The 15,534-nt window shown below is 73.4% G+C and carries 13 protein-coding genes; 9 read left to right on the plus strand and 4 right to left on the minus strand.

Annotated elements, in window-relative coordinates; all coding sequences use genetic code 11:
* Positions 1-68: 68 nt before the first annotated feature.
* Positions 69-290, minus strand: a complete 222-nt coding sequence (locus tag ABZ738_RS25410) for a DUF2188 domain-containing protein (RefSeq protein WP_131054149.1) — start codon at positions 288-290, stop codon at positions 69-71.
* Positions 291-429: 139 nt separating this feature from the next.
* Positions 430-1,884: a hypothetical protein gene (locus ABZ738_RS25415; RefSeq protein ID WP_131054148.1), complete on the minus strand. Its 1,455-nt coding sequence runs from the start codon at positions 1,882-1,884 to the stop codon at positions 430-432.
* A 141-nt stretch (positions 1,885-2,025) separates the two neighbouring features.
* On the opposite strand from ABZ738_RS25415, the gene ABZ738_RS25420 reads away from it, so the two are divergent.
* The 5 genes from ABZ738_RS25420 (at position 2,026) to ABZ738_RS25440 (ending at position 8,129) form a co-directional block, all read left to right on the plus strand.
* On the plus strand, positions 2,026-2,733 hold the full coding sequence (locus tag ABZ738_RS25420) for a DUF305 domain-containing protein (RefSeq protein WP_357217064.1): 708 nt from the start codon (positions 2,026-2,028) through the stop codon (positions 2,731-2,733).
* Between the two features lie 40 nt (positions 2,734-2,773).
* Positions 2,774-4,051 (plus strand): sensor histidine kinase, encoded by a 1,278-nt coding sequence (locus ABZ738_RS25425; RefSeq protein WP_357217067.1) that lies wholly within the window; start codon positions 2,774-2,776, stop codon positions 4,049-4,051.
* Positions 4,048-4,731, plus strand: coding sequence for a response regulator transcription factor (locus tag ABZ738_RS25430; protein ID WP_176094383.1), 684 nt, complete (start codon positions 4,048-4,050; stop codon positions 4,729-4,731). The genes ABZ738_RS25425 and ABZ738_RS25430 overlap by 4 nt, the downstream gene beginning before the upstream one ends.
* Positions 4,732-4,863: 132 nt before the next feature.
* Positions 4,864-5,646: an ABC transporter ATP-binding protein gene (locus tag ABZ738_RS25435; protein ID WP_176094382.1), complete on the plus strand. Its 783-nt coding sequence runs from the start codon at positions 4,864-4,866 to the stop codon at positions 5,644-5,646.
* Between the two features lie 2 nt (positions 5,647-5,648).
* Positions 5,649-8,129 carry an FtsX-like permease family protein gene (locus tag ABZ738_RS25440; protein WP_357217072.1) on the plus strand — a complete coding sequence of 827 codons (2,481 nt, stop codon included), beginning with the start codon at positions 5,649-5,651 and terminating at the stop codon, positions 8,127-8,129.
* Between the two features lie 68 nt (positions 8,130-8,197).
* Here the strand turns inward: ABZ738_RS25440 and ABZ738_RS25445 are convergent, their stop codons facing one another.
* Together ABZ738_RS25445 and ABZ738_RS25450 are read right to left on the minus strand one after the other, a co-directional pair.
* The gene (locus tag ABZ738_RS25445; RefSeq protein ID WP_357217075.1) at positions 8,198-9,460 is read right to left on the minus strand and encodes a nucleotide sugar dehydrogenase; all 1,263 of its coding nucleotides are present in this window, start codon (positions 9,458-9,460) and stop codon (positions 8,198-8,200) included.
* A gap of 97 nt (positions 9,461-9,557) precedes the next feature.
* On the minus strand, positions 9,558-10,913 hold the full coding sequence (locus tag ABZ738_RS25450; protein WP_176094380.1) for a serine/threonine-protein kinase: 1,356 nt from the start codon (positions 10,911-10,913) through the stop codon (positions 9,558-9,560).
* 497 nt (positions 10,914-11,410) lie between these two features.
* Here ABZ738_RS25450 and ABZ738_RS25455 point away from each other — a divergent pair, with 497 nt between their 5' ends.
* The 4 genes from ABZ738_RS25455 to egtB all read left to right on the plus strand — a co-directional run bounded on the left by ABZ738_RS25455 (position 11,411) and on the right by egtB (position 15,516).
* Positions 11,411-12,016 (plus strand): RNA polymerase sigma factor, encoded by a 606-nt coding sequence (locus ABZ738_RS25455; protein ID WP_131054188.1) that lies wholly within the window; start codon positions 11,411-11,413, stop codon positions 12,014-12,016.
* A 16-nt stretch (positions 12,017-12,032) separates the two neighbouring features.
* Positions 12,033-12,794: a hypothetical protein gene (locus ABZ738_RS25460; RefSeq protein ID WP_357217079.1), complete on the plus strand. Its 762-nt coding sequence runs from the start codon at positions 12,033-12,035 to the stop codon at positions 12,792-12,794.
* Between the two features lie 155 nt (positions 12,795-12,949).
* Positions 12,950-14,185, plus strand: a complete 1,236-nt coding sequence (locus ABZ738_RS25465) for a glutamate-cysteine ligase family protein (protein WP_357217082.1) — start codon at positions 12,950-12,952, stop codon at positions 14,183-14,185.
* Complete coding sequence (gene egtB / locus ABZ738_RS25470) at positions 14,182-15,516, plus strand: ergothioneine biosynthesis protein EgtB (protein WP_357217086.1); 1,335 nt, start codon at positions 14,182-14,184, stop codon at positions 15,514-15,516. Before ABZ738_RS25465 ends, egtB begins: the two co-directional genes overlap by 4 nt.
* Positions 15,517-15,534 lie beyond the last annotated feature (18 nt).

Here is a 15,534-nt window from a genome sequence, read left to right on the forward strand (position 1 = left end):
CGGCCGGGCGGCCTGATCCGCTCGGGTGTCGGGCGAGGTGACGACCGGTACCGCCGGGGGGATGCCGGTCAGCCGGCGGGCGGGTACGGGTCGTCCTGGTAGGTGTACTCGGTCTCGATCTGGCCGTCCGCGGTGTGCACCACGAGCTGGCTCGGTTCGTTGCCGTGCGCCACCTTGCGCCCCGCGTCGACCGCGTCCTGCTTCGTGTCGTACGTGCCGACGACGGTCCCGCCCTGCTCGACCTTCCAGCCGTCGCCGTCCGGCACCACGTGGTACTCGTTTCGCGCCATTGCCGCGCCTCTTTTCCTGCGTGACGGAATGTGCCGGACGAGGTACCCGGGACCGGCGGGGCAAAACACGACGTGGCGTACACGTGATGCGGGCCCGGTCCCCCGGAGAGGGGGACCGGGCCCGCAGGCGCGGGTGGTGCTACCAGCTCAGGTAGCTGGGCTGGGTCTGGACGTTGAACTCGCGGTAGTGGACCAGCTTGGCCGACCACGTCCGCCAGTCGTCGAGTTCGAGCACGTCCAGCCCCTTCTGGATGTCCGAGGAGTAGATGTGCCCGTTGTAGTAGTAGGCCGACCAGGAGCCGCCGACGACGAGCTGGGTGTCCGAGAGCGGGCCCCGCTCCCAGAAGCCGATCTCCTTGGGCTTGCGGGAGTCGGTGAAGTCCCACACCGAGATGCCGCCCTGATACCACGCCTGGACCATGATGTCCTTGCCGAGCACCGGGATCAGCGAGCCGTTGTGCGCCACGCAGTTCTCGGTGTCGCCGTTGGTGCGCGGGATCTTGTAGTAGCTGCGGAACTCCAGCTTCCGGTTGTCGCCCCGGCCGGTGAGGTCGTAGATCGCGTTGGCGCCCCGGTTCGGGCCGATCTCCTCGTTGCAGGTGGCCCCGCCACCGCCGCCGAGCTCGTCGGTGAAGACGACCTTCGTGCCGCGGTTGTTGAAGGTGGCCGAGTGCCAGAACGCGAAGTTGACGGTGTCGCGCACGGTGTGCAGCACGCGCGGCGCCTCCCGCTTGCTGATGTCCAGCAGCACCCCGTCACCCATGCACGCCCCGGCGGCGAGGTCCTTCTCCGGGTAGGCGGTGATGTCGTGGCAGCCGGTGGTCGCCGACCCGCCCGTCCGCCCCTCGTAGCCGCCGTCCGGGAAGAGGTTCGGCGTGGCGACCACGGCCGCGTCGGTCGGCTTCTTCAGCGGGACCTTGACGATGCTGATCGAGTCGTGGGGAGGCTGGCAGTCGGGGAAGGTGGCCTGCGGGCTGTACGAGGAGACGTACAGGTAGACCGACTTCTTGTCCTTCGCCGGCACCAGCGTGTGGGTGTGCGAGCCGCAGGCGGTCTCGACGGCCTTGAGGTAGCGCGGCTTCTTCTTGTCCTTGACGTCGAAGATCTTGATGCCCTCCCACGACTCCTTGATCGTGGCGGGCTGGGAGACGCTGCTGCACGAGTCGTCGCTGCGGGACGAGTCGGTCGACAGGAAGAGCAGGTCACCGTAGATGGAGATGTCGTTCTGTGCGCCCGGGCAGAGCACCTGCGACACGAGCTTCGGCTTGCTCGGCTTCGCGACGTCGTAGATGACGAAGCCGTCGTAGTTGCCGACGAAGGCGTACTTGCCCTGGAAGGCGATGTCGGTGCCGAGCGCCGACGTGGTGTCGAACGGGGCCTGCTTGGGCAGGTTGGCGATCTGCGTGAGGTTGGGGCTGTGGGAGATCTCGTCGACACCGAGTGGTGCCTCGACGGCGGCGGACTCGGTGGCCGTCCGCGTGACCGTCTGCGCGTTGCCGGGTGAGGCGACGGCGATGCTGGCGAGGAGGAGCCCGGTGGCGGCCACGCTGACGACGCGTAGCTGCCGCCCCCGCGGCGGGGTCGATCCGACCATCGGCGATGCCCTTCGAGAGGCGAGTGGCGATGGGCCGTACCATAACTCCGCGACGACACTCATCGATGTGACCTGGCTCACATCAAGTGAATATCGTAAATGGATACGATCGCTGCGACCTCGACCCTGAGGGGGTGTCGCATGACCGCCCGACGTGGACGCCTGCTGGCTGTCGTCACATCGGTCGTGGTGGCGCTGGCGGTGTCGGCCTTCGCGTTGCGCGACGGCGACCGGCCCGTGCCCCCCGCGCCGGCACCGGCCGCCGCCACCGCCGATCCGTCGCCCCCGGTCGATCCGTCGCCGGCGGATCCCGACGCGCCGCTGGTGATCGTGCCCGGCCGTCCCGGCGAACCGGCCGTCGAACGCCCCGGCGCCGAGGTGCGCGACGACTCGCCGCCGCGGTTCAACACCCTCGACGCCTGGTTCGCGCGGATGATGATCCCGCACCACGAGCAGGCGCTGGAGATGGCGGCGCTCGCTCCGGACCGGGCCGCCGACCCCCGGGTACGCGCCCTGGCCGACCGGATCCGGGCCGGCCAGCGACCGGAGATCGGCGTGCTGCGGGCCTGGCTCGCCGAGCGCCACCTCTCCGGCGAGGTGTCCGGGCACGACCACGCCACGATGAAGGGCATGCAGTCGCCCGAGGCGATGGGTCGGCTCGCCGCCGCCCGGGGCGTCGACTTCGACCGCCTCTTCCTGCGGATGATGACCGAACACCACGAGGGTGCCGTGGTGATGGCGACCGACCTGCTCAAGGTCGGCCTCGACCAACGGATGTCGGAGTTCGCCACCTCGGTCGCCACCGAGCAGGGCGTGGAGATCGTCCGGATGCGCGACCTCGCTCCCTGACCGACCGCCGGGCCCGGAGGCACCCGTACGCTGGGTGACGATGAGAGCGACGGTCCTCGGTCGCCCGCTGCGCGGGGTCGCCTTCGACGTGGCGGTCTCCGGTGCCGTGGCGCTGCTCGCGTTGGCGTCCACCGCCGGTAGCGACGCCGGTTGGCCCGGCACCATGCTCGGGCTGGGCATGGCGGTGGCGCTGCTGTGGCGGCGGGTGCGACCGGTCGGCGTCACGGTGGTCGTGGCGGTGCTGGCGTACGTCCAGGTCGCCCTCGACTGGGCGCCCCTGCCGTACGACGTGGCGGTGCTGATCGCCCTCTACAGCCTGGTCAAGTACGCCGACCGGCTGCGCGACGGCGTGCTGGCCGGGGTCGTCGCCGCGCTCGGGGTGGTGTTCGCCGCGGCGCGGACGCCGTCCCAGGTCGCCTGGGCGTTCACCGCCGTCTTCTACGGTCTGGTCGTCGGCGCGGTCTGGCTGGCCGCGCTGAACGTGCGGACCCGCCGGTTGTACGTGCTCAGCCTGGAGGACCGGGCAGCCACCCTGGAACGGGAGCGCGAGGCGCAGTCGCGGGCGGCGGTGGCCGAGGAACGCACCCGGATCGCGCGTGAACTGCACGACGTGGTGGCGCACGGCATGGCGGTCATGATCGTGCAGGCGGACGGCGCCCGGTACGTCATCGACAAGGACCCGCAGGCGGCCCGCGAGGCGGTCCGGATCGTCGCGGACACCGGCCGACAGGCGTTGGCCGACATGCGGCGGCTGGTGGATGTCCTGCGGGAACCGAGCCGACCGGACCCGGCGACCGGACCCGAACCGGCACCGGGATCATCGGCCGGACCCGACGCGGCACCGGACCCGTCGGCCGGACCCGACCGGGTGCCGGAGCCCGCCGAGCCGACCCACCGGCGTCCCTCCGTCGCCGAACTGCCCGCCCTGCTGGAGCGGTTCCGCGCCGCCGGACTCCAGGTGAGCCACACCGTCACCGGCGACTCCGCGCCACTGCCGCCGGCTCTGGACCTGACCGTCTACCGGCTGGTGCAGGAGGCGTTGACCAACACGCTCAAGCACGCCGGGGTCGGCGCCACCGCCGAGGTCAGCCTGGCGCACCGCGCCGACGCCGTCGTGCTCGAGGTCCTCGACGACGGACGGGGCCGCGTCCCGGCCACCCCCGCGCCGCCCGGCGGTCACGGACTCGTCGGCATGCGCGAGCGGGTCTCCGTGTACGACGGCAGCCTCACCGCCGGCCCCCGCCCGACCGGGGGATGGCTGCTGCGGGCGCGGCTGCCGTTACCCTCGTCCTCCGGGACGGAGGTGGTCACGGCATGACGGTCCGGGTGGTGATCGTGGACGACCAGGCCCTGGTCCGGGCCGGTTTCCGGATGGTGCTCGACTCGCAGCCCGACCTGGAGGTGGTCGGTGAGGCGATCGACGGTGCCGACGCCCTGCGGCTGCTCGCCCGCGTCGAGGCCGACGTGGTGGTGATGGACGTCCGGATGCCCACCATGGACGGGGTGGAGGCCACCCGACGGCTCTGCGCCGACCAGCCCTCCGGTGGTCCCCGGGTGCTGGTGCTGACCACGTTCGACACCGAGGCCGACGCCTTCGCCGCGTTGCGGGCGGGTGCCAGCGGATTCCTGCTCAAGAACGTGCCGCCCGAGGAGTTGCTCGCCGCGATCCGGGTGGTCGCCCAGGGCGACTCGGTGGTGGCCCCGTCGATCACCCGACGTCTGCTCGACCGGTTCGCCGGACAACTCGGCGCCGGCCCCAGCGAGGACCCCCGGCTGGCCCGGCTGACCGAGCGGGAACGGGAGATCCTGCTGCTGGTCGCGGAGGGCCTGGCCAACGCCGAGATCGCCACCCGGGTGCACGTCGCCGAGGCGACCGTGAAGACCCACGTGGGGCGGATCCTGGCCAAGCTCGACGTGCGCGACCGGGTGCAGGCCGTGGTGGTGGCGTACGAGAGTGGGCTGGTCACCCCGGGCGTGGAGAACCGGCGTACGACCTGAGGCGTACGGGTCCGCCCGGTCCGGGACGACCTGCGGCGTACCGAGGTCGAGCGCACGGGTTGATCTCGACCGGGCGGTGGACTCCCTAGCGTCGGAGGAGTCCTGGTCCGTCCTCCGCACGGGGAGTCGTACGTGTCCCTCGCCCCACCCGTCCACGCCGTCGCCGGTGTCGCCGTCACCGCCCGTGGCCTGTCCAAGCGGTACGGCACCGGTCCGGCCGCCGTCGTCGCGCTCGACCGGGTCGACCTCGACGTCGCCGCCGGCCGGTTCACCGCCGTCATGGGACCCTCCGGTTCCGGCAAGTCGACGCTTCTGCACTGCCTGGCCGGTCTGGACCGGCCCACCGCGGGCACGGTGCACGTCGGTGACGCCGAACTGGGCGGCCTGGACGACCGGCGGCTCACCCTGCTGCGCCGGGACCGGGTCGGCTTCGTGTTCCAGAAGTTCAACCTGCTGCCCTCGCTCAGCGCGGCGGAGAACATCACGCTGCCGCTGGACATCGCCGGTCGTCGGGCCGACCCGGCCTGGCTGCGTCAGGTGGTCGCCGCCGTCGGGCTGACCGACCGGGTCCGGCACCGTCCGGCCGAACTCTCCGGCGGCCAGCAGCAGCGCGTCGCGGTGGCCCGGGCACTGATCACCAAACCCTGGGTGATCTTCGCCGACGAACCGACCGGCAACCTGGACTCCCGGGCCGGGGCCGAGGTGCTGCGGCTGCTGCGGGAGGCGGTCGACAGCCTCGGCCAGACGGTGGTGATGGTGACCCACGACCCGGTGGCCGCCGGGTACGCCGACCGGGTGGTGTTCCTCGCCGACGGGCGTCCGGTCCGGGAGTTGACCGAGCCCACCGCCGAGCTGGTCCTCGACGTGCTCGCCCACCTGGACCCGTCCGCCGCCGCGTCGACGCGGGGGCGGTGACCATGCTGCGGCTGACGTGGCGTTCGCTGCGTGCCGAGGCGGCCCGGATGGTGATGTCCACCCTCGCCGTGGTGCTCGGCGTGGCCTTCATCGCCGGCACGCTGATCTTCGTCGACGGGATGCGGGCCGGCGCGTACGACCGGGCCGGCACCTTCGACCGGCACACCGACGCCGGGATCTACGCCGACCGGGAGCCGATCGACCCGGCGCTGGTCGACCGGGTCCGCGCGGTCGACGGGGTCCGCGCCGCCGAGGGCGAACTGACCGACACCGCCGGAGTGGTCGGCGCGGACGGGCGACCGGTGCTCGGCTTCGGTGTCCTCGCCGCCGTGCCGACCGATCCGGCGCTCCACTCCTACGACGTGGTGACCGGACGACTGCCCGCCCGTGCCGGCGAGGTGGTGCTCGACCGGCGGACCGTCGACGACCAGTCGTTCCGCCTCGGCGGCACGGTACGCGTCGGCGGTGCCGCCGGGGCGGCCCAGCCGTACACCCTGGTCGGTGTGGTCGACGTGGCCGACACCCCGCGCGACATCGGCGGGCCGTTCGTCGGGATGGTCGGTGCCGACGCGCTCGCCGTGACCGGCCTGTCCGGGTACGGACGGATCATGGTCGCGGCCGAGCCCGGGATCACCGGGACCGAGCTGGCCGCCCGGCTCGCCGACGTCGCCGGGGCGGGCACCACCGTGCGGACCCGCGCGGAGATCCTGGAGGCCGCCGTCGCCGACGCGGTCCGCGACGTGGACCAGTTCCACCTGGTGCTGCTCACCTTCGCCGGGGTGGCGGTGATGGTCGCGGCCTTCGTCATCGCCAACACCTTCACCATCGTGCTGGCCCAGCGCACCCGTCGGACCGCGCTGCTGCGCCTGGTCGGGGCCACCCGGGGACAGGTGTTCCGGGCCGCCGTGCTGGAGTCGGCGGTGGTGGGCCTGGCCGCCTCGGCGCTCGGCGTACTGGCCGGGGCCGGACTCGCCGCCGCGCTGACCGCCCTGGTGTCACGGCTGGACATGCCGCTGAGCGGTGAGCTGACCGTCACCGCCGGCACCGTGCTGGGCAGCCTGGCCGTCGGCACCGCCCTCACCGTCGCCGCCGCGTGCGTACCGGCCTGGCAGGGCACCCGGGTCGCGCCGGTGACCGCCCTCACCGATGCCGCCGTGCAGGTCACCCGCCCCGCCGGCCGATTCCGGCTGGCCGGCGGCGCAGTGGTCCTCGCCGCCGGGGTCGCCGCGCTGGCCGGCGCGGCCTCCGCCGGGCAGATCATGCTCGTCGCCCTGGGCGGGGTGCTGAGCTTCCTCGGCATCGTGCTCTTCGGTCCGGTGCTGGTGCCGGCGCTGGTCCGCCTCTTCGGGGCACCGGTCCGGCGGATCCTCGGCGTCACCGGCACGCTCGCCGTGGCCAACGCGGTGCGCAACCCCCGGCGGGTGGCCGCGACCGCCACCGCGCTGGTGATCGGCATCGGTCTGGTCTCCTCGTTCCTGGTCGGCGCGCAGAGCACCAAGGTGGCCATCGAACGCACCGTCGACGCCGAGGTGGGGGTGGACTTCCTGGTCACCGGCATCGGTGTGGACCTGCCCGTCGGGCTGACCGGTGCGCTGGCCGCCCGGCCCGAGCTGGGCGTGGTGCACGAGGCACGGACCCGCAGCGTCGACGACGTCGAGTACCGCGCGGTCCATCCGGCGCTGGTCGCCGACCGGATCGCGCCGGTGACCACCGGGCAGCTCGACCGGCTCGGACCCGGGCGGGTCCTGGTGGACCGCGAGCTGGCCCAGCGACGCGGCTGGTCGGCGGGGGACCGGATCACCCTGCGGTCGCAGCCGTTCGAGGTGGCGGCGGTGGTCGACGGGCTCGCCTCCGGCGGCACCGGGTCGGCGGTGCCGCCCGGGCACGCGGTGGGCCTGGTCGACGTCGACCACGCCCGGCTCTTCCCCGACGAGCGCGGCGTCCAGACCGAGATCGACCCGGCTCCGGGCGTGCCGGTGGAGGTGGCGCGTGCCGCCATCGAGGAGGTACTCGTCGACTACCCGACGGTCAACCTGCTGGACCAGGCGGCGTACAAGCGGATGCTCACCTCCACGGTGGACATGCTGCTCGCGTTCGTGGTCGCGTTGCTCGGGCTGGCCGTGGTGATCGCCCTGGTCGGGGTGGCCAACACGCTCAGCCTGTCGGTGGTGGAACGGACCCGGGAGAACGCGGTGCTGCGTGCCGTCGGGCTGACCGGCGGCCGGATGCGCGCCATGCTGGCCGTCGAGGCGGTCCTCACCGCGCTGGTCGGTGCCGTGCTCGGCGTCGCGCTCGGCACCGGCGTCACCGCCGGGGCGATGGCGTTGCTGGCCCGGCTTGCCGGGGAGTTCACCCTGGTCGTGCCCTGGGCCCGGCTCGCCGGGGTATTCGCCGTCGCGATTCTGGCCGCGCTGCTGGCATCGGTGCTGCCGGCGCGGCGCGCACTGTCCCGGCCGGTCGTCGAGGCGCTCGCCGACTGCTGATCGTGGCAGCGTGGCTGCTCGACACGCCGACGCGGGAACAGCTACACCGACACGATGATGTCCGGCGGTCAGAGGCGTTCGACGGTGGGGCCGGTGCAGCGGTCGCGGGTGTCGAAGACGTACCGGGACTCCCGGGCCACCAGGTCGTAGTCGAACGCGTCGTGGTCGGTCACCACCACCACGCCGTCGGCCTCGCGCAGCTCGCGTTCGGTCAGGTCCACGATCAGCACCCCGTCCGGCAGGTGGTGCGCCTCGGCGTACGGCTCCACCGCGCGGACCTCGGCACCGAGGTCCCGCAGCCGCCGGGCCACGTCCACCGCCGGGGAGTCGCGCATGTCGCCGGTGTTGCGCTTGTACGCCAGCCCGAGCAGCAGCAACCGCGCGCCGCTGACCGCCCGGCCGGAGCGGTTCAGCCCGGCCATCACCCGCTGTGCCACGTGCTCGGGCATCTCGTGGTTGATGTCGTTGGCCAGCTCGATGAACCGGAACTGCCGGCCCAGGCGTCGCTTGACCTGCCAGGACAGATAGCACGGGTCGATCGGCAGGCAGTGCCCGCCGACGCCGGGGCCGGGCCGGAACGGCATGAAGCCGAACGGCTTGGTCTCGGCCGCGTCGATGGCCTGCCAGACGTCGATGTCGAGCTGGTGCGACAGCATCGTCAGCTCGTTGACCAGGGCGATGTTGACCTGGCGGAAGGTGTTCTCGATCAGCTTCGTCAACTCGGCCACCCGGGTCGAGGCGACCGGGACCGTACGCTCCACCAGCCGCCGGTAGAACTCGTCCACCCGGGCCAGGGAGACCTCGTCGACTCCGGAGACCACCTTCGGGGTGTTCTCCAGCCGCCAGCTCGGGTTGCCCGGGTCGATCCGCTCCGGGCTGTACCCGAGGTGGTAGTCGCCGGGGCTGCGCAGACCGCTGGCCGACTCCAGGAGCGGACGCAGCAGCTCCTCGGTGGTGCCCGGGTAGGTGGTGGATTCGAGGATCACCGTGCAGCCGGGCCGCAGGTACGGTGCGATGCCGCTGCCGGCCTGCTCCACGTAGCTCAGGTCCGGCGTGCCGTCCCGCAGGGGGGTGGGCACCGTGATGACGCAGATGTCGAAGTCGCGCGCGTCGGCGTACTCGCTGCTGGGCCAGTACCGGCCGGTGGACAGGGCCCGGCCGAGCCGGTCGGCGGGGATGTCCGCCACGAACGACTCACCCGAGGCGAGCCGCTTGACCCGGTCGGTGTCGACGTCGAGGCCGACCACGTCCAGGCCGGCTTCGACGGCGCGCATGGCCAGCGGCAGACCGACGTACCCCTGCCCGATGACGACCAACTTCTCCTGGCTCACCCGAGCTCCTGACCGGTAGAAAATACCTGCTGGTCAGGAGCTTAGAGCGGAGTGTGACCCCGTACGTCCGTTTCGGTGATATAGGGGCGGGTGGGACTCAGCTCGCCTCGCCGTTGTCCGGCGGGTCGACCGGCGGCGGGGCCGTGGTGGTGGTCGGCGTGGTGCCGGGCGTCTGCGACGGCGTGGAGCTGGGCGTGGTCGGCTCGGGGCTGGTCGCGCTGGGCGTCGGCGACGCGGACCCGCTCGGCTCGCTCGGCGTCGGGCTGCTCGGCTGCGCCGACGGCGACCCGGTCGGGCTGCCCGTGGAGCCGGCCGGACGCAGCGGCGGCACCCGGGAGGGGCTGCTCTCCTCGGTGCTCGCCGACGTCTCGGCGGGCCCGGTGGCGTCGGGGCTCGGCGAACTGGTCGGCAGCTTCACCGCCGGGGTGTTGGCATCGCTGGTCGCGCCGAGCGCGGCACCGAGGGCCACGAAGCCGACCAGTACGGCGGTGAGCGCGCCGACGAGCGCGCCGCGCCGCCGCCGAGCGGGCGGGGCGACCCCGCCCGCCGGGACGTCCGTGCGGGTGTCCGGGCCGGCCTCGCGTACCGCTCCGGCGACAGGGACCATCGCGGTCGGCAGCGACCCGTCGGAGACCGCGGCCCGCGCCGCCTCGGCCATCGTCGCGCCGCTGCTGAACCGGTCGGCCGGATCCTTGGCGAGCGCGCGGGCGACCAGCACCCGGACCGCCTCCGGGATGTCGGGCGGCAGGTCCGGCGGCGGGTCGTCGAGGTGCCGGACGGCGACCTGGAGCGGGTTGTCCCCGGTGAAGGGCGGGCTGCCGGTCAGGCAGCAGAAGGCGACGGCACCGAGCGCGTACAGGTCGGTCGCGCCGGAGACCGGGCGCCCGGCGGCCTGTTCGGGCGCCATGTAGAGCGCGGTGCCGGGCACCGCGTTGGTGCTGGTGATGCTCGTCACGTTGGCGGACCGGGCCACCCCGAAGTCGACCAGGACGACCGTGCCGTCCTCCTGCACCAGCAGGTTGCTCGGCTTCACGTCGCGGTGCACGATGCCGCCGAGGTGCGCGGCGTGCAGCGCCTGTGCCGCCTGCGCCACCACCGACATCGCCAGCCCCACGTCCAGGCGACCCTCGGCCTCGATCCGCTTGGACAGTGGCTGGCCGGTGACGTACTCCATGACCAGGTAGTCGGCCCGGCCGCCGTCGGGCAGGTCGTCCTCGCCGCAGTCGTAGACCTGGACGATGCCCGGGTGGCGCAGCGCCGCCATGATCCGGGCCTCGGCGCGGAAACGGGCGATGAAGTCGGGGTCGGAGACCAGCGAGGGCAGCAGCACCTTCACCGCGACCTGCCGGCCGAGGATCAGGTCGGACGCGCGCCAGACGTCACCCATGCCGCCGGTGGCGACACGTTCGTCCAGGCGGTACCGACCGCTGAGTACGACCTCCGAAGACAACACGGCACCACCGTACCCACAAGGGGGCCGAAGGGCGCGCCGGCATGGCGACGCATCTTACCGTCGACCGTGCCCGACACGGGGCGTGTCGTGAGGTGGCGTGTACTGTGAGTCACGACACGAGGGTGGCCCACGGACCGTTCGAGGTCAGACGGCCGGGCCTGTCGGAGGTAGCGTCGGCGGAACGTGGTTCGTTACGGCGAAACACCGTGCGACCCGGTGGAGAATTGTCACTGTGCCCGCCGGCCGCCGGCAGCTTGTCCGACCTCGGCGGACGCTCTAACGTCAGGCCGATCCGGCGGGCTCGCGAACGTGCCGCTGGTGGTTGTGGATCGCGACGCTGTCGGGAAAAATCCGCTTCCGGGCCACGGCGGTCCGTCAGCGAAGAGGTCACGGGGGCGGGGTGCGGGAAGAGGTCCGGGTCGTGGACCTGGCCGGCACCGGATCGCCCGCCGGACCCACGCCCCCCGAGAGAACCGGTGGACGGAAGCGGCAGGGCCATGACCGGTGAACTGAGCCAGGCGGTCGAGGCGGCCAAGAACGGGGACGAGGACGGCTTCCGCTTCCTCTATCGCAGCCTCCAGCCGGGGCTGTTGCGGTACCTGACCGCGTTGGTCGGCGCGGACGCCGAGGACGTGGCCTCGGAGACGTGGTTGCAGGTCGCCCGCGACCTGCCCAATTTCACTGGTGGAGAGTTCCGTGCCTGGGTCGTCACCATCGCCCGCAACCGGGCCATGGACCACCTGCGGCGGCAGCGCCGTCGCCCGGCACTCCCGGTGCCGGTGCAGGAACTCAGCGAACTGGCCGGCGACGCCGACACCGCCGAACGCGCCGGGGAGACCATCGGCACGGAGGCCGCCCTCGCCATGATCGCCAGCCTGCCACCCCGTGAGGCCGAGGCGGTCCTGTTGCGCGCGGTCGTGGGACTCGACGCCGCGACCGCCGGACGGGTGCTCGGCCGCCGCGCCGGAGCGGTCCGGACCGCCGCGCACCGGGGGCTGCGCCGGCTGGCGCTGATGCTGGACCGGCAGGCCGCGCAGGGCGGCGTCCCGCGTCCGCGCACCGGTCCCGCACAGACGCCGCACGCCGAGCCGGTGGACGGCTGACATGCGGGCACACTGGATGAGGTGGCGTCGGTCGGGCACGACCGTCTCCCGGGCCGCGTACGACCGGCTGCTCGACGCCACCGCGACCCCGTCGGCACCCGGGTCGGACGCCCCGCTCGCCGGGCTGTTGCGGGCCGCCGCCGCCCCGCCGCGTGACGACGAACTCGCCGGGGAACAGGCCGCTCTCGCCGCGTTCCGCGCGGCCCGGCAGGGGGAGGCACCGGCCGCCTCGCCGTCGGTCGGGCCGCGTCGCCGCCGCCTCACCGTCGGTGCGCTGGCCTGGATCGCCGGTGTCGCGGCCACCGCCACCGCCGGGGCCGCCCTCGCCGCGGTCAACCTCGACCGTCCGTCGCCGCCACCGGTGCCGCCGGCCACCTCCGCCCCCGTCGAGACCTCCGCGCCCACCAGCCCGACCCCGTCCGAGAGTCGGCCGCCCACCACCGCCGACCCGACCGGGAGCACGTCCCCCACCACGTCGCCCTCGCCGACCGCGTCGCCGACCGGCTCGCCGAGCCCGTCGGAGACGGGCACACCGCAGGCGTCGGCGTACGTCGGGCCGGTGGACTCCGGCAACGCCGGCCACTGCCGGTCGTACCTGTCGAAGTCCGAGCGGCAGCGGGAGAAGGCGATGGAGAGTCCCGGCTTCGCCGACCTGCGGGACGCGGCCGGTGGTGCCGACAACGTCGCGGCCTACTGCCGGGCTCTGCTGGCCGAGGTCGACCCGGACTGGCTGGCCAAGCACGGTGCCGACCCGGACGACACGTCCGCCACCGGCTAGCGGCTGCGGGACCCGTGGCACGGGTCGGCCGCCGGCCCACCGATTGCGACGGGAACGTGAATTCGGTTCGACGGATCCGTCGACATCGTGAAGATGTCACCGCGACGCGTTACGGTGACGCTTGCCGAGCCGGTATCGGACAAGGGAGCCATCGCGTGGTTACCTCACCGGAAATCGATCACATACCCGTGCTGCGGGACCGCGCCGCAGCCGCCCGACATCTCGCCCGGATCTGCTTCAAGACCGGCCCACCGACCTACACCGGTGTCGAGCTCGAATGGACGGTCCACGAGGCCGTCGACCCCACGCGTCCCGTCGACGCCGCCCGGCTGAGAGCGGCACTGGGGCCCTACAGCCCCACCACACTTGATCGGACCAGCCCCGCCCGCCGACTGCTGCGGGGCGGCACGGTGACCGTCGAGCCCGGCGGGCAGGTGGAGATCTCCACCCCGCCGCAAGCCTCCGTCGCCGCGCTGATCGACGCCACCCAGTCCGACATCGACCAGGTCACCCGTCTGCTCGACGCCGCCGGCCTGCGCCTCGGACGCGCCGGCATCGACGCGTACCGGCACCCGCAGCCGGTGATCGACACACCCCGCTACCGGGCCATGCGCCGGGTCTTCGACCGGCACGGCCCGGACGGCCGGACGATGATGTACAGCACCGCCGGCCTCCAGGTCTGCCTCGACGCGGGTCGGCCCGAGCAGGTCGCCGCCCGGTGGGCGCTGGCGCACGCGGCCGGGCCACCGCTGCTGGCCGCCTTCGCCACCGCCGACCGGCACGCCGGCCGGAACACCGGGTGGGCGTCGGCCCGGATGGGCGCCTGGGCGCGGATCGACCCGGCCCGCACCGCGCCGGTCTGGACACCCGAGGTGGCCGGTGTCGACCCGGTCGCCGCCTGGACCCGGTATGCGCTGGCCGCTCCGCTGCTCTGCGTACGGGACGACAGCGGCGACTGGACCCCGCCGCCGGACGTGACGTTCACCGACTGGATCGACGGTGCGTTACCCCGCCCGCCGACCGTCGACGACCTGGAATACCACGTCAGCACGCTGTTCCCGCCGGTGCGGCCCCGTGGCTACCTGGAACTGCGCTACTTCGACACCCAACCCGGGCGCGGGTGGACGCTGCCGCCGGCGGTGCTCGCCGCCCTGCTCGGCACCACCGACACCACCGAGTCCGCGCTGGCACTGGCCGCCCCGGTGGCCGACCGCTGGCTCGTCGCGGCCCGGCACGGCCTGCACGACCCGTGCCTGGCCACCGTCGCCGTGGGCCTGCTCGACCTGGCCCTGACGGCGTTGCCCCGGCTCGACCTGCCGGCGGCGCTGCACGACGAGATCGACCAGGGAGTACGACGACGGCGTGACGCCGCCCAGAGGAGGCAGCGATGACCGACACCACCACCGGCCTCGGCGCGGAGGACCTGCGCGCCCGGATCGCCTCGGAGCTGGACCGCACCCGGGCCCGCACCGTCGGGCTGACCGAGGCGGTCGACGACGGCGACCTGGCCCGCCAGCACTCGCCACTGATGTCCCCGCTGGTCTGGGACTTCGCCCACATCGGCAACCAGGAGGAACTCTGGCTGGTCCGGGACGTCGGCGGACGCGAACCGGTCCGGTGCGACATCGACGAGCTCTACGACGCCTTCAAGCAGCCGCGCAAGGACCGGCCGTCGCTGCCGTTGCTGCCGCCGACCGAGGCGCGGGCGTACGTGTCGACGGTCCGCGACAAGGTGTACGACCTGCTCGACAGCGTCTCCTTCGAGGATCGCCGACTGGTCACCGACGGTTTCGCGTTCGGGATGATCGTGCAGCACGAGCAGCAGCACGACGAGACGATGCTCGCCACCCACCAACTGCGCTCCGGCCCCGCGGTGCTGCACGCGCCGCCGCCGCCCGAGCCGACCGCCCGGGTGGCCGGGGAGGTGCTGGTGCCGGCCGGCCCGTTCACCATGGGCACCGACACGGACCCGTGGGCGCTGGACAACGAACGCCCGGCCCACCGGGTCGAGCTGCCCGCGTACGTGATCGACGCCGCCCCGGTGACCAACGGGGCGTACCGGGAGTTCATCGCCGACGGCGGGTACGACGACCCGCGGTGGTGGAGCGGGGCGGGCTGGCGGCACCGGCAGGAGGCCGGCCTGGGCGCGCCGATGCACTGGCGGCGCGACGGCGACGGCTGGGCCTACCAGCGGTTCGGCCGGTGGGACCGGGTCCGCGACGACGAACCGGTGGTGCACGTCTGTTTCCACGAGGCACACGCGTACGCCACCTGGGCCGGCAAGCGGCTGCCCACCGAGGCGGAGTGGGAGAAGGCGGCCCGCTGGGACCCGTCCACCGGCCGGTCCCGCCGTTACCCGTGGGGCGACGGCGACCCCACCTCGGTGCACGCCAACCTGGGTCAGCGGCACCTGTGGCCGGCGCCGGTCGGCGCGTACCCGGCCGGGGCGTCGCCGCTCGGCGTGCACCAGCTCGTGGGCGACGTGTGGGAGTGGGTGTCGACGCCGCTGCGGGGCTATCCCGGCTTTGCCGCCTTCCCCTACCGGGAGTACTCCGAGGTCTTCTTCGGCGACGACTACCGGGTGCTGCGCGGCGGGTCGTTCGGCACCGACCGGGCGGCCTGCCGGGGCACCTTCCGCAACTGGGACTACCCGATCCGCCGGCAGATCTTCAGCGGTTTCCGCTGTGCCCGCGACGCCCGGCCCGAGGAGGCCGACCGGTGACGGTCGTGTCCGGGGTGG

The sequence above is a fragment of the Micromonospora sp. NPDC047793 genome (assembly GCF_040642635.1).
Taxonomy (GTDB): domain Bacteria; phylum Actinomycetota; class Actinomycetes; order Mycobacteriales; family Micromonosporaceae; genus Micromonospora.

Coding starts and splice junctions, on each gene's coding strand:
- ABZ738_RS25410 (WP_131054149.1), bottom strand. CDS start 290: ATGGCGCGAAACGAGTACCACGTGGTGCCGGACGGCGACGGCTGGAAG.
- ABZ738_RS25415 (WP_131054148.1), bottom strand. CDS start 1,884: ATGGTCGGATCGACCCCGCCGCGGGGGCGGCAGCTACGCGTCGTCAGC.
- ABZ738_RS25420 (WP_357217064.1), top strand. CDS start 2,026: ATGACCGCCCGACGTGGACGCCTGCTGGCTGTCGTCACATCGGTCGTG.
- ABZ738_RS25425 (WP_357217067.1), top strand. CDS start 2,774: ATGAGAGCGACGGTCCTCGGTCGCCCGCTGCGCGGGGTCGCCTTCGAC.
- ABZ738_RS25430 (WP_176094383.1), top strand. CDS start 4,048: ATGACGGTCCGGGTGGTGATCGTGGACGACCAGGCCCTGGTCCGGGCC.
- ABZ738_RS25440 (WP_357217072.1), top strand. CDS start 5,649: ATGCTGCGGCTGACGTGGCGTTCGCTGCGTGCCGAGGCGGCCCGGATG.
- ABZ738_RS25455 (WP_131054188.1), top strand. CDS start 11,411: ATGACCGGTGAACTGAGCCAGGCGGTCGAGGCGGCCAAGAACGGGGAC.
- ABZ738_RS25460 (WP_357217079.1), top strand. CDS start 12,033: ATGAGGTGGCGTCGGTCGGGCACGACCGTCTCCCGGGCCGCGTACGAC.
- egtB (WP_357217086.1), top strand. CDS start 14,182: ATGACCGACACCACCACCGGCCTCGGCGCGGAGGACCTGCGCGCCCGG.